This is a genomic window from Dorea longicatena, from assembly GCF_024168045.1.
Taxonomy (GTDB): Bacteria; Bacillota; Clostridia; order Lachnospirales; family Lachnospiraceae; genus Dorea_A.
The window spans coordinates 544,086-563,914 of sequence record NZ_CP100126.1; the positions used below are offsets into that span (position 1 = coordinate 544,086).

Here is a 19,829-nt window from a genome sequence, read left to right on the forward strand (position 1 = left end):
GAATTTATAGAAATGAATCAGACACAGATTCAGGATAATGATGCGGCAGTGCAGATTCAGGAGGTTAATTATGAATTTCTCAGAAAAATTACAGCAGACACTTGGTAAATCAATCAAAGATGCGGCAAATGAAGAGATCTACGCAGCACTTCTTTCAACAGTAAAAGAAGCTGCGGCAGATAAAGGAAGAAATATTTCGGAAATCGGAAGGAAAGTATATTATATATCAGCAGAATTCCTGATCGGAAAACTGTTATCCAATAACCTGATCAACCTTGGGGTATACGATGAAGTAAGAGAACTTCTCGCAGCAAATGGAAAGGATATCTGTGAGATTGAAGAAGTAGAGCCGGAACCGTCACTGGGTAACGGAGGACTTGGAAGACTGGCAGCCTGCTTCCTGGATTCCATTGCAACACTTGGTCTGGAAGGAGACGGAATCGGGCTTAACTATCATCTTGGACTGTTCAAACAGATATTTGAAAATCACAAACAGAAAGAGACTCCAAACCCATGGATCCAGAATACAAGCTGGCTTACTGATACAGGAATCGGATTCGATGTACCGTTCAAAGATTTCAGCCTGCATTCTAAATTATATGATATTGATGTAACCGGATATGAAAACGGAACAAATAAGCTCCATTTATTCGACATTGAATCTGTAAATGAGAATATCGTAGGAGATGGAATCGCATTTGACAAAAATGATATCCGTGAGAATCTGACACTGTTCCTCTATCCGGATGACAGTGACAAACAGGGAGAACTGCTCAGAATCTATCAGCAGTACTTCATGGTTAGTAATGGTGCACAGTTCATATTGAAGGAATGTGAAGAAAAAGGATATGCACTGGAAGAACTCGACAAACATGTAGTGATCCAGATTAATGATACACATCCTTCTATGGTAATTCCGGAGTTGATCCGTCTTCTGACAGCAAGAGGAATCTCTATGGATAAAGCAATTGAGATTGTGACAAACACCTGTGCATATACCAACCATACCATCCTTGCAGAAGCACTGGAGAAATGGCCGGTTGATTATCTGGAGGCAGTTGTTCCACACTTAATGCCGATCATTCGTGAACTGGCGGCAAGAGTAGCGGCAAAATATAATAACAAAGATGTACAGATCATCGACGAGTGGAACCGTGTGCATATGGCGAGAATGGATATGCATTATGGATTCAGTGTTAACGGTGTTGCGGCACTGCATACAGAAATATTGAAAGACGTAGAATTAAAGCCGTTCTATGATATTTATCCGGAGAAATTCAATAATAAGACAAATGGTATCACATTTAGAAGATGGCTGATGCACTGTGATAAGAAACTGGTAGAATGGATGGATAAATATGGAGTCGGGGAATTCCGTAAAGATGCTTCAAAGCTGGAAGGACTTCTTGCACAGATTGACAATGAAGAAGCTCTGAACGCACTTCTGGATGTTAAACAGCAGAATAAGACTGCATTAAAAGAATATCTGGAAAAAGAATCCGGAGTAGTATTAAATGATAATGCAATCTTTGATATCCAGATCAAACGTCTTCATGAGTACAAGAGACAGCAGATGAACGTCCTGTATATTATTTACAAATATCTGGATATTAAAGCCGGAAATAAACCAAAGAGACCGATCACAATGATCTTCGGTGCCAAGGCAGCGCCTGCATACATTATCGCAAAAGACATCATTCATGTAATCCTGTGTCTGCAGGAACTGATCAAGAATGATCCGGAAGTGGCACCATATCTGCAGGTTGTAATGGTAGAGAACTACAACGTAACAATGGCAGAAAAACTGATTCCTGCATGTGAAGTATCTGAACAGATTTCACTGGCATCGAAGGAAGCAAGTGGAACGGGTAACATGAAGTTTATGTTGAACGGTGCAGTAACACTCGGAACAGAAGACGGTGCAAACGTAGAGATCCATCAGCTTGTCGGAAATGAGAATATCTATATCTTTGGTGAGAGCAGTGATCAGGTAATTGAGCACTATGCAAAATCAGACTATGTGGCAGCAGATTACTATATCAATGATGCAGATATCCGCAAGTGGGTAGATTTCATCATCAGCCCTGAGATGATGAAGATCGGTGATGTACGTACACTTCTTGAGATTCATGCAGAACTGATTCAGAAAGACTGGTTTATGACACTTTTGGATGTAAAGGATTATGTTCAGACAAAAGAAAGAGTATTTGCAGATTACGAAGACCGTATGTCATGGGCGAAGAAGATGATCGTGAACATTGCCAAAGCAGGATTCTTCTCATCAGACCGTACGATCGCAGAGTACAACAGAGATATCTGGCATGTGTAAAATGTAAGATTCTTTCAGAAGCTTCATTCAAATTAAAACAGAAGAAAAAAGTAACAAAAAAGGATGCATGCACGTGCATCCTTTTTTTGAGAGAATAATGAATGAGACTTTTCTTTTACGATATGCCACTTCACTTCTATAATAACATATCTGATCTGAATGTACAGATATGTGAAGATTCCTTAACACCTTCTTAACGGTGCAGAGTCCGCAGCTTACATCTCATTTTCATCTTCACACATCCGGTAGCCGACACCGACCTCGGTGAATAAGAACTGTGGCTGGGATGGATTGCGTTCAATCTTCCGCCGGATATTCGCCATGTTTACGCGCAGGATACGATTGTTGCTATCCGTGAACGGTCCCCATACATTTTCCATGACAGAAGCATAGGTCATAACCTTTCCGGAGTTCTTTGAAAGATAGGCTACAATCTTGTATTCAACCGGAGTCAGATGTATTTCTTTCCCATCCAGAGTAACCATACGTTTTTCAAAATCCAGCATCAGTCCCTGACATTTGTATGGCCGGATAAAAAGAGGAGAATTGGAAGCCATACGGTTACTGTGACGCAGAGAAGTTCGGATACGTGCCAGTAGTTCGGACGTACCGAAAGGTTTTGTAATGTAATCATCGGCACCGAGATCCAAAGCGGCAACTTTATCCTGTTCTCCGGCTCTTGCAGAGATTACGATGATCGGACAACTTGTCCATTTCCGAACAGATGAAATGATGTCATTGCCATCCATATCCGGGAGACCGAGATCCAGAAGGATAAGATCCGGGCATTGGGAGTTGATGATAGAAAGTCCGGATTGTCCGGTTTCGGAGGTGATGGTTTTGTAACCATTGGATCTTAAAGTTCTTGCCATAAAATCCAGTATGTTTTTTTCATCTTCTATAATCAGAATGGAATAACTGTCAATCATAATTAAATATCCCCTTTCGGTAGTGTGAATAAAAATTCCGCACCATGTGCATGGTTATGAGCGGAAATCTGTCCGCCATGAGCCTGGACGATCGTATTACAGATGGAGAGGCCGATTCCCATACCACGGTGTGTATCCGATGTTTTGGGAACATGATATTCCCCTTTTAATATCAGAGGAATGGTCTGTTCATCAATTCCCTTTCCGTAATCAATGACATGGAATGTAAGAGTATCAGATTCTTCTGATATTTGCAACTCAACCGGCCGGTTAGTTTCGGAATGGACAAAAGCATTTTCTATAAGGTTCATAAGCACCTGCTCAATCAGCAGAGGATCCATTGGAATGATCAGTATGTTATCGGGCGCAGTTACGTGAATCTCAATATCCGGAATCCGCTTTTTTATACGGGTGATCGCTTCAGATACTACTTCTTCTACCAGTTCATCTTCTTTTCGGACTCTTCCGGTATCTCCCTGGATCCGGGTAATGGACAACAGATTTTCTACCATGTTCAAAAGCCAGTGTGAATCCTCGTTAATGGAGGAGACGAGATCTAACTTTTCCTGATCGGAAAGGGCTGCATAATTCTCAGTAAAAGAATCAGAAGATCCGATGATGGATGTAAGGGGAGTGCGCAGATCATGTGAAATAGCCCGCAGAAGATTGGCACGGATACGTTCTTTGTCGGCTTCATTGATCGCACGCTCCCGGTCAAGGATCATTTTATCCTGCTTTTTTAATCGTGTAGTCAGGGTAGAGACGATCATGGAGATGGTAAGAAGAAATACAAATGTTACAGGATATCCGCTGATTGCAAAACTTACTTTAAAATATGGGTAGGTAAAACACCAGTTGATAAATATCACGCAAAAAAAAGCAGAAATAATTCCGAAAAAATAGCCGGTAGTGATTCTTGCGATTATGATCAGTGCAAGGATATAGATCAATGCGATATTGGCAGGGTCACTTTGCGTGATATGAAAAAAAGAAAATGCCAGTATGGTTGCAATGGCCAGTATGATTATGGTAGATACGATATTGTGCCATAATGTCCGGGACTCAAGTGTAGTTGTCGGTGCGGTATGTTTCAAAAGGACTCCTTTCTGCAAATGTATGCGATATAAAATATAAGATATAATATGTTTATTGTACCATAAAAATACAAAACGGAGACATCAGAAAAAATATAATAAGTGGAAAACGTTATTAGAACTATGCTATACTGAAATTGTAATCAGAAATGAATGTTTTATAATATTGTATGAAATTTAATGCGTAAACTTTAAAAGTTTGTGCGTTAATGTGCTAAAAAATGTGATATTATGTGACGGGAAGCGTATAGATAAAAGGAGTAAACGGATGAAGCGTTATATGAGGCTAAGAGACAGGGACGGAATACCTATGTAATCTATTCATCAGGAAAAAGAAAACCTGAATCATTAAAAAAATAAAAACAGGAAACTGACAGGAGGAATCAATCATGCAATGTACAAGAAATGTAACAAATCATATCATCTGGGTAGGAGCAAATGACAGAAGATTAAATTTATTCGAGAATTTATTTCCGGTTCCGAGAGGGGTATCTTATAATGCTTATCTAATTAAAGACGAGAAGAATACTCTGATGGATACTGTAGATGCATCTGCATCCATGCAGTTTATCGAAAATGTGGCTTATGCATTAAACGGAGAAAGCTTAGATTATCTGGTTGTGCAGCACATGGAACCAGATCACTGTGCCAATATCCAGAGAATCCTGGAATTATATCCGGAAGCAAAAGTAGTCGGAAATGCGAAGACCATGCAGATGATCGGACAGTTTTTCGATGTGGATCTGGAAGACAGGAAGATTGTAGTAAAAGAAGGAGATACACTGGAACTTGGAAACCATACGCTTCATTTTGTAATGGCACCGATGGTACACTGGCCGGAGGTTATGGTCTCTTACGAAGCTTCGGAGAAGATACTGTTTTCTGCGGATGCATTCGGAACATTCGGGGCTCTGAACGGTAACCTGTTCAATGATGATGTGGACTTTGAAAAAGACTGGATCGATGATGCAAGAAGATATTTTACCAATATCGTCGGAAAATACGGTATGCAGGTACAGGCACTTCTGAAGAAAGCAGCTGGGCTGGATATCCAGATGATCTGTTCGCTTCATGGACCGGTATGGAGAAGCAATCTGAATTATTTTATCGAGAAACATGACAAGTGGAGTAAGTATGAGCCGGAAGAGCAGGCAGTTGCCATTATCTATGGCTCGATTTACGGCAATACAGAGCAGGCAGCTGATGCGCTGGCAGCAAAGCTTGGTGCAAAAGGCGTGAAAAATATTGCAGTTTACGATGCATCAAAAACAGATGTGTCGGAACTGATCGCAGAAATCTTCCGGGTAAGCCATCTGGTAATTGCATGCCCGACATACAATGGAGGTATCTTCCCACCGATTGAAAATCTGCTTGCACATATGAAAGCACTGGCGGTGCAGAACAGAACAGTTGCGATTATGGATAACGGAACCTGGGCTGCCACAGCAGGGAAGCAGATCGTAAAACAGTTAGAAGAGATGAAAAATATGACAGTACTCGATCAGAAGTTATCTGTTAAATCGACATTAAAAGCAGATCAGGAAGAAAACCTGGATGCATTTGCACAGCAGATTATTGATGCAATGTAAGAAGTCATGACACATAAAAGATGTATATCGAGTGGAGGTCAGTAGAATGAATAATTATACAAGAGAAGATATATTAAGAATGGTAGAAGAAGAGGATGTAGGATTTATCCGTCTGCAGTTTACAGACATTTTCGGAACCATGAAAAACATTGCAATTACCACAAGTCAGTTAGACAAAGCCCTGAATAATGAAATTATGTTTGACGGTTCGGCTATTGAAGGATTTGCAAGAGTGGAAGAGTCCGATATGTATCTGTATCCGAATCTGAATACATTTGAGATATTTCCGTGGAGACCGCAGCAGGGAAAGGTTGCAAGACTGATCTGTGATGTCTATAAACCAGATGGAACTCCATATGAAAGTGATCCGAGATATATTCTGAAAAAGGTCATGGCCGAAGCAAAAGAGATGGGGTATGAATTCAATGTGGGACCGGAGCTGGAGTTCTTTTTATTCCATACAAATGACGACGGACTTCCGACTACGCTTTCTCATGAAAGTGCCGGATACTTTGACCTTGGGCCTTTAGATCTGGGCGAGAATGCAAGACGTGATATGGTTCTGACGCTGGAGGATATGGGATTCGAGATCGAATCTTCACATCACGAGGCGGCACCGGCACAGCACGAAATAGATTTCCGTTATGATGAGGCGCTGACAACTGCAGATAATATTATGACATTCAAGCTAGTTGTAAAGACGATTGCCAAGCGCCATGGATTACATGCGACATTTATGCCAAAGCCGAAGTTCGGTATCAATGGTTCCGGCATGCATCTGAATATGTCGATCAGCAGGGATGGAATCAATGTATTCCAGGATGCGAAGGATGAGTATGGACTCAGTAAAGAAGCATATTGCTTTATCGGCGGAATCATGAAACATATGAAAGCGCTGACATTTATCACGAATCCAAGTATCAATTCCTACAAACGTCTGATTCCGGGATATGAGGCACCGGTATACATCGCATGGTCTGCAAAGAACCGTACACCACTGATCCGGATTCCGGGAAGCCGCGGAGAGTATACAAGAGTAGAACTTCGTAATCCGGATCCTTCAGCGAATCCTTATCTGGCGCTGGCGGTATGTCTTGCGGCGGGTCTTGACGGGATCAAACAGGGCCTGATGCCTCCGAAAGCAGTCAACCGCAACGTATATGAGATGACGGATGAAGAACGTAAGATCTTTGGAATTGAGAAACTGCCGGGAAGTCTGAGAGAGGCAGCAATAGAATTCCAGAAGGATACCTTTATCCAGGAGATATTAGGGGAAGATCTTTCCAAAAAATACATCGAAGCAAAGACCAGAGAGTATTATGAGTATAGAATCCAAATTACAGACTGGGAGCTTGAAAAATATCTGCACTTACTGTAATACGATTTTGCACTTAACAGAAACGCGCAAAAGAGTATCTGACAGGAGGTGGCAGAGTGACAGGGATTATTGTTGTATTCCCGAATAAAGATAATGCAACAAATATCAGAAATCTGCTTGCCAGGGGCGGTATGGATGTAATTGGCGTGTGTTCCACCGGTGCACAGGCTATGCACTATGCAGATACTGTGGATAACGGGATCGTGGTCTGCGGTTACCGCATGAAAGATATGATGTATACACAGCTGCGGGAATATTTACCGGATTCGTTTGAAATGCTCCTGATCGCATCGCAGGATAAATGGAGCAGCGGGGATGTAGAAGGAATTGTAGGGCTTTCTACCCCAATCAAGGTATACGACCTTATGAATACCATGAACATGATGCTTCAGTCCATGGACAGAAAACGAAAAAAACGAAAGAAAGAATCAAAGAATCGTGATCCAAAGCAGCAAGAGACGATCCGCAGGGCAAAGGAACTCCTGATGGAACGTAATAATATGTCTGAAGGAGAAGCACACCGCTATCTTCAGAAGAGCAGTATGGACAGTGGAACGAATATGGTAGAGACAGCAGAGATGGTACTGAGCATTATGGCAGAGTAAGAGATGAAAGAGTAAACATATTATAGAGAAAACGGATGCAGGAAAGGCAGGAAGAAAGAACAGATGAAATTTACAAAGATGCATGGACTTGGCAATGATTATGTCTACGTCAACTGTTTTGAAGAAAAGATTGACAATCCGCCGGCGGTGGCAAGATTCGTCAGTGACAGACATTTCGGTATTGGTTCTGACGGACTGATTATGATCAATCCGTCAAAAACAGCTGATTTCGAGATGGAGATGTACAATGCAGATGGTTCCCGAGGCGAGATGTGCGGCAACGGAATCCGTTGTGTGGCGAAATATGTCTATGATTACGGGCTGACCGATAAGACACAGATTTCCGTGGAAACACTTGGAGGAATAAAATATCTGGATCTTACCGTAGAAGATGGGAAAGTGTCACTGGTAAAAGTAGACATGGGAAAACCGGAACTTGAGGCTGATCTGATTCCAATCATATCAGAGCGGGAACAGGTGATCGACGAACCAATTGAGGTGGATGGGAAAGAGTACCATATGACAGGAGTATCTATGGGAAATCCGCATGCAGTTATCTATGTGGATGATGTAAAGGGACTGGATCTGGAAAAAATAGGACCAAAGTTCGAGAATCATGAAAGATTTCCGAAGCGTATCAATACAGAGTTTGTGCACTGTATCGACAGACAGACGGTAGAGATGCGTGTGTGGGAACGCGGCTCGGGTGAAACCCTTGCATGTGGAACCGGAGCATGTGCCGTAGCTGTCTCCAGTATATTAAATAACTTGACAGATACACAAGTTACGGTAAAATTATTAGGTGGAGACTTGCAGATCGAGTGGGACAGAGAAAAGGATCGTGTATTTATGACAGGACCTGCAACAGTTGTATTCGACGGCGTGATAGACATTACAGAGATAAAGGAGTAAGAAGATGTTTAAAGTAAACCAGGATTATTTGAAGTTACCAGGAAGCTATCTGTTCTCAACAGTAGCAAGAAAACAGCGTGAATATCAGGCAGCACATCCGGAAGCCGAGATCATTAAGCTGAGTATCGGCGATGTAACACAGCCTCTGGCACCTGCAATTGTTGAGGCTCTTCACGGGGCAGTTGATGAGATGGCACATGCAGAGACATTTCATGGATATGCACCGGATCTTGGATATGAGTTCTTAAGAAGCGCAATGGCGAAGAATGATTATCAGGCAAAAGGATGCGACATCAAAGCGGATGAGATCTTCATTTCCGACGGAGCAAAAGAAGACTGCGGTAATATTCAGGAGATTTTCTCGAAAGACAGCAAGATCGCTGTGTGCGACCCAGTATATCCGGTTTATGTAGATACAAACGTTATGGCAGGACGTACAGGTACATATGATGCTGCAGCAGGAACATGGAGCAATGTCATCTATATGCCTTGTACAAAAGAGACGAACTTTGCACCGGAGCTTCCAAAAGAGACACCGGACATCATTTATCTGTGTTTCCCGAACAACCCAACAGGATCTACGGTAACAAAAGAACAGCTTCAGACATGGGTTGATTATGCAAATAAAACAGGCGCAGTGATCATCTATGATGCTGCTTACGAAGCATATATTTCAGAAAAAGAAGTGCCGCATTCTATCTATGAGTGCGAGGGCGCAAGAACATGTGCGATCGAGATCAGAAGTTTTTCTAAGAATGCTGGATTTACAGGAGTACGTCTGAGTGCAACAGTAATTCCAAAAGATATCAAGTCAGGAGATGTTATGTTACATTCTCTGTGGGCAAGACGTCACGGAACAAAGTTCAATGGAACTTCTTATATCATCCAGAAAGCAGGAGAGGCTGTATACTCTGATGCGGGAAAAGAACAGTTGAGTGCACAGGTTGCTTATTACATGAACAATGCCAAAGTAATCAAAGAAGGACTCAAAGATGCCGGATACAATGTATCAGGCGGTGTCAATGCACCATATATCTGGCTTGAGACACCAAAGGGAATGACATCATGGGATTTCTTCGATTATCTGCTTGATAAGGCTAATGTAGTAGGTACTCCTGGATCGGGATTCGGACCAAGCGGAGAAGGATATTTCCGTCTGACTGCATTCGGAACCTATGAGAGTACTGTTGCAGCAATTGAGAGAATTAAGAAGATGTAATAAAAAAACGGCCGGTATTCCTATGCTGAAAAAAGCACGGGAATACCGGTTTTTTTATCGCTATGTGTTTGGCATATGTGTTCCGCAGATGGCGTCACAACAAATGCAGAGAGATGCGGTCAGGATTTTGGATATACTCTTATCTGTAGTTCTGTAATATGTTCGCGGATATCTGCTGATTGATGATTGTCTACCCAGATCAGTTCCAGAATAGGTCCATCAGGAACAAGACCATGATCATCTGCATAGTTGAGAAGTTCCGGAATATAAGAGGTGTTCTGACGGTAATCACCTGCATAGGTGAAGGTAAGATAAGTACCGCCGCGGAGACAATACTCTCCCGAATTATCAATGATAAACACTCCGGAATAATTTTCATACTGTCCTTTCTTTATTTCTTCTAACGGAAGAAAAGATCCGATGTTATGGTTGCTGATAATATAAAGATTTTCTGTATTTTTATTCAACAACTGTTTTACCAGAAGATCCATTTCTTCGTCTGTGTGGTAGGGAATATGCAAGGTATGACAATAACGGTCGGGAAACGTCTGCAGACGGATTTTAAGCAGTGCCTGGTCTTCCGCACCGGATAATGTCAGAAGCCGTTCTTCTACATTTTTCTGAAGACGGTTTAATTCCTGAATCTGCTGATGGATGACATCCAGTTCTTCTGTGAGCAGCTTACGCGTGTTCTCAACGCTTCGATTGTCCATGTATTCCCGGATTTTTTCCATAGGAAATCCCAGACGTCTCAGATCACGTATGATATTCAGACGCCACAGATCATCAAGCGTATAGAGCCGGTAATTATTTTTTCCGCGTTTTGGAGCCAGAAGTCCCAGCTTCTCATAATAGCGGAGAGAATCCGGTCCGATGTTGTATAGTTTGGATATTTCGTTGATCTTAAAAAACTGTTTCATATATTCACCTGTTGAAAACAAAATTCTGTTGATACATAATACTTGACCTTAGTATTATACCAGGGTTTAGACTATGAATGAAAGAAAAACAGGTAAAAGAAATGAGGTTTTAATATGAGACTCGAAGGAAAGTCTTTGAAGAGTGATTTTTTTCGTTTTATCATCCCGTCAATTATCGCCCAGTGGGTATTCTCGCTTTATACCATGGTAGATGGTATCTTTGTGGCAAGAGGGGTATCGGAAGTGGCGCTGACAGCGGTGAATATCTCCATGCCGTTTACAACAGGACTGTTTTCTGTCTCCATCCTGTTTGCAGTCGGAAATTCGACGATTGTGGCAATCTTTCTAGGACAGGGGGAAAAACAGAAGGCGAACGAAGTCTTTACGCAGAATGTGGTCTTATTATGTATCCTGTCGGTGTTGATTACAATACTGGTTATGATATTTCTGGATCCATTTGCAAGATTCCTTGGAGCAACGGATCATATTCTTCCATATGCGAGAACATATATTGGAACGATCGCACCATTTTCTGTAGTATATATCCTATCTTATTCATTTGAGACGCTGATCAAGACAGATGGCTATCCAAAGCTTGCGACAATCTATGTGACATCCGGGGCTGTGCTGAACTGTATCCTGGATTATATTCTGGTCATGGTGCTGCATAAAGGCGTCTGGGGTGCGGCATTTGCTACCGGGATCTCGCAGGCAGCAGTGATCCTCTTGTATCTGTGGCATTTTCTGGGACCGAAAGGAACAATAAGATTCTCGAAATTTCATCTGATGCCATCGGAAATCGGGAGGCAGATCCGTAACGGTATGTCTTCCGGGATAACAGAATTCTCAAGTGGGATTATCATCTTCTTTTTTAACCAGGCAATCCTGAAATATATAGGAGAATATGCATTGGTAAGTTATACGATCATCTCATATGTGAATACGATCGTTGTCATGTCCATGGCAGGCATTGCGCAGGGAACCCAGCCACTGATCAGTTACTACTATGGAAAAAACGAATCGGAAAAATATAAGAAGCTTCTGAAGTATGGAATGGTGGCAGCTGCGGCAGGTTCCGTGGCGGCTGTACTCATATGTTATGTTGGGGCAGAAAGTATTGTGGGATTGTTCTTAAAAGAGAGTGAAGCATCTCTGAGTGTATATTCGGTGCGGGTGCTTCGCATCTTTATCCTGTCATTTCTGCTTGCGGGACTCAATGTGGTCCTGGGAGGATATTTTACCTCTGTGGAAAAGGCTGGATTCGCAACGATGATCTCACTTACCAGAAGTCTGATCGCACTGGTGATCAGTCTGGTATTTCTGACAGCTGTGTTTGGAGGAGAAGCTATCTGGTGGGCACCGCTGATTGCGGAGAGCTGCTGTCTGGTGTTATCAGCCGGGTTATATCAGTGGTACAGAAAAAAATAATTTTTTTAAAAATATCTATTGACTTTTCTCTGTAAACGAGTATAATTAATATTCGCTGGACAACTTAAGGACAGCAGAGAAAAGTCTTATTGATGCGGATTGGTGTAATGGCAGCACAGCAGACTCTGACTCTGTTAGTAGAGGTTCGAGTCCTCTATCCGTAGTTATGATACCGGGTACTTCATTAAGAAGTATCCGGTTTTTCGTTATAGAAAAAAATCAAAAATACCTATTGACTTTTTTGAAAAAATTGGTATAATAATATTTGTTCGCTGAACAATGCAGAACATCACACTGATGCGGATTGGTGTAATGGCAGCACAGCAGACTCTGACTCTGTTAGTAGAGGTTCGAGTCCTCTATCCGTAGTTCCTTGGCAGGGGCGCCGGATACTTTTTAGAAGGTGTCCGGTTACTTTTAAAAATTGTATATATCGGAGTGTGGCTCAGCTTGGTAGAGCGCTACGTTCGGGACGTAGAGGTCGCGTGTTCGAATCACGTCACTCCGATTTTACCCCCATTTTATGGGGGGTTTTCATTTTTTAGGTGTTGAAAAAGTTGGTTGGCTTTGGTTGGGATTATCCAGTGTGTGCCAGATTCTTAAATTTGGCATTTCGCTCTTGGATAATCTTTTTCTTTTCGGCAAGGTTTGAAGTGTCATAGGTATAATACTTCTCGTTGACCTCGGTAGTATGTCCTAACATACTTGCGACCACTGATTTTGGTGTGCCTTTAGCTTGTAAGTCGGAACTGGTTGTTTTCCGTAGCTTAGTGATACCACCACCGTTTAATTTGTTTTCCCGGCATAACCGTGTCATGCAGTCAGTTATGTTTCTTGCATGGGTATAACTTCCATTGCCATCCGTGAAAATCCATTCACATAAAATTCCATGTTCTTCTTGTACTCGCTTGATGCGTGCCAATAAGTGATTAATCTGTCCGTCAACCGGATAGGCTCTTGATTTCTTGGTTTTAGTCTTACCAACAGAAAATTCATTTTTTAACCGATTGTGTTTTGCAGATTTATTGATACTGATGCAGATATCATTGATATCAGACCATTTCAAGGTTGATAGCTCACTAACCCTCATACCCGTGTACATTGCTAATTCTATGGCATGCTGTCTACATCAATGCGGTTTATTTTGATAAATCCATACGTCCATAAATCTTGTAGTTTTTCCTTTGCCACAAACGGAAAATCAAAGAAAATAACATGGTAGTGGATTGCTCCACGTTTCTGTTTCTCCCACGTTGCAATATATTTCAATGTCTGGACTTTGGTTTGATACAGATAGTAATTTAATCGTTGTATAAAATACTTAAATTCCTTGTTGGTTATAGTGATGTCTTGAATATTCTCTCGGAATGTCAGCGTTAAAAATTTGGTCTTGTTATCAAAATTGCAGTCAACAATACGGGCAATCTCCCAACGGGTTTGCTCATAGTGTTTTTGCTTGCGCTTTAAACTGTCATATTGCTTATGAGCCGACATTTCATCAAATACTTTACGTTTATGTGCTTGTGTATTACTTGTTTTTGAATCTGAATTTGAATGGCTGTAAATTGGAGTTTCATAGAAATACACTTCTTTCGTAGTAGGAGTTTCAATGATTTTCGTATTGTATACAAAACATTGTTTTGCTTTGCCCACGAAATTCACCTCGTATCCTATTTTGTATGTGCTTGTTTCTACTCCGATTTTTCGGAAGATGTTGTTTTATATATCAAGTAAAGATAGAACGATATCTGTTTCCTTAAATGGTGCAGATAGTCAGCACCTTATGACGTTGTCCGGCACTGACTATCTGCCCCCTTTAGGGAACTATTTTGTTCCGGCTTTTCTGATATTGGCAGCTTCTGCTTTGACGGATAAGCGTCCATTATAAAGACTCGCCCATGTAAGTAGTCCCTCAAATGAAACGGTCACTTGTCCTCTTTGCTCCAATTCTTCATTAGACACAAGCTGATTGGCATTTTTAACGCCAACTTTGATTTTCTCAAATTTCAGCTTTGGAAAAAGAACAGTGTAGTAGAAGCCTAGTTTCTCTTTGGTGTTGTAGTCAATCCATTCAGATACTTCGACTAATTGAAATTGTTCCTCCAGTTTGTCCGGGTTTAAAATGAAATCAGTTCCTCTAATCAATAAATATGACCTCCTTAAAATATTTGATTATCTGATATTCAGATATTTATTATAATACAGCACAGAATAAGCGATGTCAAGAGAAATATCTTAATATCCGATAAAAAGATTGACAGAGTGAAAACATTGAAATATAATGAGCATAAACAAGGAGGATTGCGATGAATAAAATAAAAGAATTGAGAAAAGAAAATAACATCACAGTTGCGGAATTGGCAAAAGAGTTGGGAATTTCACAAAGTATGCTGACTAACTATGAAAATGGGAATGGAACTCCAAGGGATGATTCTATATGGGATAGGTTATCACAACTGTTTGGCGTAAGCAAAAGTCATGTTATGGGATTGACTACAGATATTGATGTGGTTCACAGAAAGAAAAAATTTAAAGCGGTTGTGGATATGTCAGAACCCATATCAATACAAGTGGAAAATCAAACAGACATTGATATCTTGACTAAGTTGGACCTACTGGATGATGAAGATACAAACAAGGTATTAGACTTTATTAACAATCTTCTTACTATAAAGAAATATGAGGGAATTGAAGATAGTCCAATCGAATATGTGACGAAATAGCAGAAGTAATCTAAGGCGTCCACTTGCCCAGCCGACCCGCCGCCCTGTTAGGAACCGTCGCTCTGGGCATCCTTCGGAACGTTGGTTTTTGAAAGAACACGAACAAGAAAGAACTAGATGTGGAAAGTATACAGAGAATAGCAGACAGCACGATTGCGAAAGTGTTGTCTGTTATTCTTTTTCTTAGTCATATTCAAAAACAACGGTTTTAAAGGGTTTCTCTCCATAACGAATCAGCCATGCAGAATAATAGAGATTGATTTCAAGGGTAGTAGGAGTGCCGTTAATCTTGTTGTGTTCTGTTTCGATTTTACGAATAGTCTCATCAATTCCCCAATATTTGTAAACAATAACAGTTAGCTCCGTGTCTCGTGTGCCTTGATTACTGAATGACATGCTGTTACGGACATGGTAATCGGGCAGACTGATGTAATAGCAGATTCCGGCAATTAGACAGAACAATAAAAATGTAGTTATGACTTTTATTTTCATGTGTATGCACCTCTCTTTCTTAAATCCCTAAGGGGATAACTATATAGTACCTCGCTGTATAGTGAATTACTACATAAAGATTTATTAAATATACTTTGTGTAGGGGTGATGCATATGAATTATGGACATTTAGAGTTAAGGATAGAAGAACTGTTGAAAGAACGGGATATCAGTAAGAATACCATTTGCAAAGAGTTGGATATTCCGAGGTCAAATTTTAACAGATATTGCAGAAATGAATTTCAAAGGCTGGATGCAAATTTGATTTGTAAGTTATGTGATTATTTTGATTGTGAAGTTGGCGAATTGATTTGTTATGTAAAAGAATAACGAGCTGTTGCTGTTATTGGCATGGAATGGATAAAAGGGTATGCGGAGGTGTGAAAGTCTCTCATACCTTTTTACTTGTGTATTTTATAAAATCGAATTATACTGTGAGTAGTGAAAGTTAAGCAAATAGAATTTGTAAATCTGGACAAATCCGATTTATTATATGAAAGGAAATTATATTATGAAAATTGATGTATGTTCAAAGAAAGAACAGGATTATATTATTGAAAGACTGGTGGAATATAATCTATCTCAGGTTGAGGCTAAACAGAAAGAAAATTTCATAGATTTAAGCAAGAAAATCGGTAAGGATGATAAGATTGTTGCTGGTATTGTAGCAAGGATGTATTGTTGGAATGTAGTTTATGTTGATACATTGTGGGTCGATTCTAGTTATAGAGGGAAAAAACTTGGTAGCTTACTTTTAGAAGAAGTTGAAAATGATGCTAAATCAAAAGGTGCTAAACTTATTCATCTTGATACATTTGATTTTCAAGCCAAAGAATTTTATGAGAAGCAAGGGTATATTGTATTTGGTATATTAGAAAATTGTCCAGAAAAGCATTATAGATATTATTTGAAAAAAGTCTTATAGTTCTTAAATCAAACTTTTGGTCAATATATAAAACTCGACAACTTCCAGTTTGTCAAAATTAAGTACATAATCTTGCTTGGCACAATGGCGGAAATTAGCCACAGGGAACACCTATGGCTAGTGTTTTTTAGCTAATCTATTGAATTTAATAAACTTTTAGAACAAACGGATATACAAGTTTTCCTTTCTGACCGTTTAGGTCGCTTGTTTATATTTGTCATTGGTTGGCTTTTGGTTGGGATTCTTAAATACCCCTTACAAAGCCCGTAAATACGTTGTTCGTTGACCGTAGAGGTCGCGTGTTCGAATCACGTCACTCCGATTGAATGATACAGTATCTGATATGGATGCTGTATTTTTTTATAAAAACAATTAAGAGAAGAAAGATTACAAAAATATCATAAAAGTTTACAAGATATGAAACAAAAGATTGTAGAACAAACAATTTACTCTGAAAAATATCATGTTTATGGAAAATGGATATTAAATGGAAAAAATTGATTTCAAAAAGGATAAACTGCTATAGCTTAAAACTATAGCAAACTGCAAGTTATATGTATTATTCAAATCCTTCAAATCATGCTACTCTATATCCAGGCAAAGAACAAGAATATACATACAGGAGGATATAGAAAATGAGCAAATACCAGACACCATACAGATATGATTTTGTGGGAAGTTTTTTAAGACCACAGGAAGTAAAACAGGCAAAAGCAGATTACAGTGAAGGAAAGATCACAAAAGAAGAATGTGATGCTGTCGTTGATAAGGCAGTTACAGAAGTAGTCGCAAAGCAGAAAGAGTTGGGATTCCACATCATTACAGATGGGGAATTCAGAAGAACTTACTGGCACCTGGACTTCATGTGGGGATTTGAAGGTGTTGGCCACGAACAGACAGGAGCGGGTGTACAGTTCAATGCGGAGATGGCAGCGCTGGAAGACACTTATCTGACCGGAAAAGTAAAGGCAAAGGCACATCCGTTTGTAGAAGGGTTCAAATTCCTGAAACAGTTCGAAGACGAGAATACGGTCGCAAAATATACAATTCCGGCACCGGCACAGATGTTCCAGCAGATGATCGTTCCGGCAAACTTTGAGAATACAAGAAAATACTATGCAACTAATGAAGAACTGATCCGGGATATCGGAAAGGCTTATCAGGAAGTCATTAAGCAGTTTTATGAGGCCGGATGCCGCAACCTGCAGCTGGATGACTGTACATGGGGAGCAATTGTAGGTGATGCTGCAAAACAGAGATATAAGAATCTTGGACAGGATCTGGACGAAGTAAAAGGACAGCTGCTGGAAGTAAATAACCTTGCATTAGAAGGAAAACCGGCAGATATGGTGATCACTTCACATATCTGTAGAGGTAACTATCACTCAACATTCTTTACAAGTGGTCCATATGATTCCGTAGCAGACTATGTATTTGCAAAGGAAAATGTAGACGCATTATTCCTGGAATATGATGATGCAAGATCAGGAGGATTTGCACCGCTTGCAAAAGTTTCAGAGGATAAGAAAGTCGTTCTGGGACTGGTCACAACTAAGTCACCGGAACTTGAAGACAAAGAAACCGTGATCAAAAGAATCCATGAAGCAGAAAAGTATATTCCGCTTGAGAGATTGTATTTAAGCCCGCAGTGTGGATTTGCATCCTGCGAAATCGGTAATAAACTGACAGAAGAAGAGCAGTGGGCAAAATTAAAACTGGTAAAAGAGATCGCTGAAGAAGTGTGGAAGAAAGCATAGATTATACATAGTAAAGCACAAAAAGAGGAATCCTGAAGATCACATTGATCTGGGATTCCTCTTTTTTGTTCTCGTTATTAATTTAATCTACATAATACACATAATTCTCTTTGCGAGGCTTCGCTTTAGGAATATCCGCAGCAGGATATCCGAGCACACAATGCCCGATACCTTCATAGTCACCTTCCACGCCCCATTTCTTAAGAAGTACTTTTCCCTCTTCCGATGCGAAGACTTCTTTCGCACGGTGGATCCAGCAGCTTCCGATTCCAAGAGAAGCAGCGGCGTTCATCAGATTCCCCATAACAAGGCTTCCGTCATAGATATATGTCGGTCTGTTCTTATCAGCTAATACAACCAGGACAACCGGTGCTCCGTAGAACGGATCTGTATCAGTTCCCATGACATCCGCATTCATTTTGGAAAGCTGATCACGGGTTGCCTTGTCGGTAACAGCAACAATAACCGGTGACTGCATTCCCATGCCGGTTGCGGCATAAGTGCCTGCTTCAAGAATCAGATCCAGATCTTCTTTCGGGATCATGTCCGGTTTGTAACCGCGTACACTGCGGCGTTCGATCATGTTTTTAATACTTTCGTTCATAAATCAAGACTCCTTTAGAATACAGTGAAAAAATAAAAACTCATAATATAAAAAGAAAATAAAACGAAACGGATGATTTACACTTCCTTGTTCTCGTATACATGTCTCTTGATCGCTTCGAAACTTTCTTTACTGATCACATGCTCCATCTTACATGCATCGGCAGCAGCGACATCCGCAGGTACGCCGAGATGTATCAGCCAGGATGATAAAAGGGTGTGGCGTTCGTAAATCATATTTGCAATCTCCAGACCGGATGGTGTCAAATGGATAAATCCCTGTTCATCTACTTTAATATGTTCCTTTTCGCGAAGATTCTTCATAGCAACACTGACACTGGATTTCTTAAAACCAAGCTCATTGGCAATATCTACGGAACGCACTACGGGCAGTTTCTGGCTTAAAATCAGAATTGTTTCAAGATAGTTCTCGGCAGATTCATTTAATACATTGCTCATAATAAGTCATTCCTTCCTTTATACGTTAACATTGAGTTTAGTATAACATAGTTAGTTACGACTGGCAAACGGAAGAAAAAACTTATTGAGAAATAATAATCAATAAAATGAAAAAAAGTGGTTGACAGCTAACAAACGTTAGCATATACTAACTATTGCGAGGGGATAATGAAAACATTTATCATTATCAAAATCCTTGAGAAATTACATGGAAAGATGTAAAAAATACTACATAAAGAAAATGAGGTGTTATTATGCCACTTACAATGGCCGGTATCGGTGAAACAAACACAATCTCACGTATTGGTGGAAATGAAGAGACAAGACGTTTTCTGGCAAATCTTGGATTTGTTGCAGGAGCGGAAGTTGTTGTACTGTCGAAGATCGGAGGCAATGTGATCGTAAATGTCAAAGACTCCAGAGTGGCAGTAAATGAGGATATGGCGCGGCACATCATGGTTTAGTAC

At 40.4% G+C, this 19,829-nt stretch carries 21 protein-coding genes and 3 tRNA genes; 15 read left to right on the plus strand and 9 right to left on the minus strand.

Translation table 11 applies throughout. The annotated features are described in order from the left end of the window. Positions 1 to 70 precede the first annotated feature (70 nt). Complete coding sequence (locus NKF87_RS02660) at positions 71 to 2,329, plus strand: glycogen/starch/alpha-glucan phosphorylase (RefSeq protein ID WP_117597956.1); 2,259 nt, start codon at positions 71 to 73, stop codon at positions 2,327 to 2,329. Positions 2,330 to 2,544: 215 nt separating this feature from the next. On the opposite strand, the gene NKF87_RS02665 is transcribed toward NKF87_RS02660, so the two are convergent. Further along, the gene (locus NKF87_RS02665) at positions 2,545 to 3,258 is read right to left on the minus strand and encodes a response regulator (protein WP_181978359.1); all 714 of its coding nucleotides are present in this window, start codon (positions 3,256 to 3,258) and stop codon (positions 2,545 to 2,547) included. Positions 3,259 to 3,260: 2 nt separating this feature from the next. Beyond that, entirely contained in the window at positions 3,261 to 4,352 is a 1,092-nt protein-coding gene (locus tag NKF87_RS02670) for a sensor histidine kinase (protein WP_242998886.1), read from the minus strand. 389 nt (positions 4,353 to 4,741) lie between these two features. Between NKF87_RS02670 and NKF87_RS02675 the strand changes: the two genes are divergently transcribed. The 5 genes from NKF87_RS02675 to NKF87_RS02695 all read left to right on the plus strand — a co-directional run bounded on the left by NKF87_RS02675 (position 4,742) and on the right by NKF87_RS02695 (position 10,055). Further along, positions 4,742 to 5,941, plus strand: coding sequence for an FprA family A-type flavoprotein (locus NKF87_RS02675; protein ID WP_117597958.1), 1,200 nt, complete (start codon positions 4,742 to 4,744; stop codon positions 5,939 to 5,941). Positions 5,942 to 5,987: 46 nt separating this feature from the next. Then, positions 5,988 to 7,319, plus strand: coding sequence for a type I glutamate--ammonia ligase (glnA, locus tag NKF87_RS02680; RefSeq protein ID WP_117597959.1), 1,332 nt, complete (start codon positions 5,988 to 5,990; stop codon positions 7,317 to 7,319). Positions 7,320 to 7,375: 56 nt separating this feature from the next. Continuing rightward, entirely contained in the window at positions 7,376 to 7,924 is a 549-nt protein-coding gene (locus tag NKF87_RS02685) for an ANTAR domain-containing response regulator (protein ID WP_055284410.1), read from the plus strand. 63 nt (positions 7,925 to 7,987) lie between these two features. Further along, complete coding sequence (gene dapF / locus NKF87_RS02690) at positions 7,988 to 8,836, plus strand: diaminopimelate epimerase (RefSeq protein ID WP_028086310.1); 849 nt, start codon at positions 7,988 to 7,990, stop codon at positions 8,834 to 8,836. Positions 8,837 to 8,840: 4 nt separating this feature from the next. Continuing rightward, positions 8,841 to 10,055 carry an LL-diaminopimelate aminotransferase gene (locus tag NKF87_RS02695; RefSeq protein ID WP_055284415.1) on the plus strand — a complete coding sequence of 405 codons (1,215 nt, stop codon included), beginning with the start codon at positions 8,841 to 8,843 and terminating at the stop codon, positions 10,053 to 10,055. A 119-nt stretch (positions 10,056 to 10,174) separates the two neighbouring features. On the opposite strand, the gene NKF87_RS02700 is transcribed toward NKF87_RS02695, so the two are convergent. Continuing rightward, positions 10,175 to 10,975 carry a MerR family transcriptional regulator gene (locus NKF87_RS02700; RefSeq protein WP_117597960.1) on the minus strand — a complete coding sequence of 267 codons (801 nt, stop codon included), beginning with the start codon at positions 10,973 to 10,975 and terminating at the stop codon, positions 10,175 to 10,177. A gap of 114 nt (positions 10,976 to 11,089) precedes the next feature. Between NKF87_RS02700 and NKF87_RS02705 the strand changes: the two genes are divergently transcribed. The 4 genes from NKF87_RS02705 to NKF87_RS02720 all read left to right on the plus strand — a co-directional run bounded on the left by NKF87_RS02705 (position 11,090) and on the right by NKF87_RS02720 (position 12,911). Next, the gene (locus NKF87_RS02705) at positions 11,090 to 12,403 is read left to right on the plus strand and encodes an MATE family efflux transporter (RefSeq protein ID WP_117597961.1); all 1,314 of its coding nucleotides are present in this window, start codon (positions 11,090 to 11,092) and stop codon (positions 12,401 to 12,403) included. 93 nt (positions 12,404 to 12,496) lie between these two features. After that, positions 12,497 to 12,567 (plus strand) — tRNA-Gln (locus NKF87_RS02710). Between the two features lie 134 nt (positions 12,568 to 12,701). Then, a tRNA-Gln gene (locus tag NKF87_RS02715) sits at positions 12,702 to 12,772 on the plus strand. A gap of 65 nt (positions 12,773 to 12,837) precedes the next feature. Further along, positions 12,838 to 12,911 (plus strand) — tRNA-Pro (locus NKF87_RS02720). 69 nt (positions 12,912 to 12,980) lie between these two features. Here NKF87_RS02720 and NKF87_RS02725 read toward each other — a convergent pair. The 3 genes from NKF87_RS02725 to NKF87_RS02735 form a co-directional block, all read right to left on the minus strand. Further along, positions 12,981 to 13,469, minus strand: a complete 489-nt coding sequence (locus tag NKF87_RS02725; RefSeq protein WP_253583921.1) for a tyrosine-type recombinase/integrase — start codon at positions 13,467 to 13,469, stop codon at positions 12,981 to 12,983. Positions 13,470 to 13,513: 44 nt separating this feature from the next. After that, complete coding sequence (locus tag NKF87_RS02730; RefSeq protein ID WP_253583923.1) at positions 13,514 to 14,056, minus strand: rolling circle replication-associated protein; 543 nt, start codon at positions 14,054 to 14,056, stop codon at positions 13,514 to 13,516. Between the two features lie 171 nt (positions 14,057 to 14,227). After that, positions 14,228 to 14,548, minus strand: a complete 321-nt coding sequence (locus tag NKF87_RS02735; protein ID WP_117597962.1) for a hypothetical protein — start codon at positions 14,546 to 14,548, stop codon at positions 14,228 to 14,230. Between the two features lie 161 nt (positions 14,549 to 14,709). Here NKF87_RS02735 and NKF87_RS02740 point away from each other — a divergent pair, with 161 nt between their 5' ends. Continuing rightward, positions 14,710 to 15,126, plus strand: coding sequence for a helix-turn-helix domain-containing protein (locus tag NKF87_RS02740; RefSeq protein ID WP_004614642.1), 417 nt, complete (start codon positions 14,710 to 14,712; stop codon positions 15,124 to 15,126). A 183-nt stretch (positions 15,127 to 15,309) separates the two neighbouring features. Here the strand turns inward: NKF87_RS02740 and NKF87_RS02745 are convergent, their stop codons facing one another. Beyond that, positions 15,310 to 15,618: a hypothetical protein gene (locus NKF87_RS02745; RefSeq protein ID WP_039959858.1), complete on the minus strand. Its 309-nt coding sequence runs from the start codon at positions 15,616 to 15,618 to the stop codon at positions 15,310 to 15,312. A 114-nt stretch (positions 15,619 to 15,732) separates the two neighbouring features. Between NKF87_RS02745 and NKF87_RS02750 the strand changes: the two genes are divergently transcribed. From NKF87_RS02750 to NKF87_RS02760, 3 genes are all read left to right on the plus strand, one after another. Next, positions 15,733 to 15,948 (plus strand): helix-turn-helix domain-containing protein, encoded by a 216-nt coding sequence (locus NKF87_RS02750; protein ID WP_004614640.1) that lies wholly within the window; start codon positions 15,733 to 15,735, stop codon positions 15,946 to 15,948. A gap of 181 nt (positions 15,949 to 16,129) precedes the next feature. Then, a complete protein-coding gene (locus tag NKF87_RS02755; protein WP_330371137.1) occupies positions 16,130 to 16,543 on the plus strand; it encodes a GNAT family N-acetyltransferase in 414 nt (137 codons plus the stop codon). 635 nt (positions 16,544 to 17,178) lie between these two features. Further along, complete coding sequence (locus tag NKF87_RS02760) at positions 17,179 to 18,300, plus strand: 5-methyltetrahydropteroyltriglutamate--homocysteine S-methyltransferase (protein ID WP_117597963.1); 1,122 nt, start codon at positions 17,179 to 17,181, stop codon at positions 18,298 to 18,300. Between the two features lie 82 nt (positions 18,301 to 18,382). Here the strand turns inward: NKF87_RS02760 and NKF87_RS02765 are convergent, their stop codons facing one another. After that, the gene (locus NKF87_RS02765) at positions 18,383 to 18,904 is read right to left on the minus strand and encodes a nitroreductase (protein WP_117597964.1); all 522 of its coding nucleotides are present in this window, start codon (positions 18,902 to 18,904) and stop codon (positions 18,383 to 18,385) included. Between the two features lie 77 nt (positions 18,905 to 18,981). Then, positions 18,982 to 19,362, minus strand: a complete 381-nt coding sequence (locus tag NKF87_RS02770; RefSeq protein WP_006428443.1) for a metal-dependent transcriptional regulator — start codon at positions 19,360 to 19,362, stop codon at positions 18,982 to 18,984. Between the two features lie 254 nt (positions 19,363 to 19,616). On the opposite strand from NKF87_RS02770, the gene NKF87_RS02775 reads away from it, so the two are divergent. Then, complete coding sequence (locus tag NKF87_RS02775) at positions 19,617 to 19,826, plus strand: FeoA family protein (protein ID WP_006428444.1); 210 nt, start codon at positions 19,617 to 19,619, stop codon at positions 19,824 to 19,826. Positions 19,827 to 19,829 lie beyond the last annotated feature (3 nt).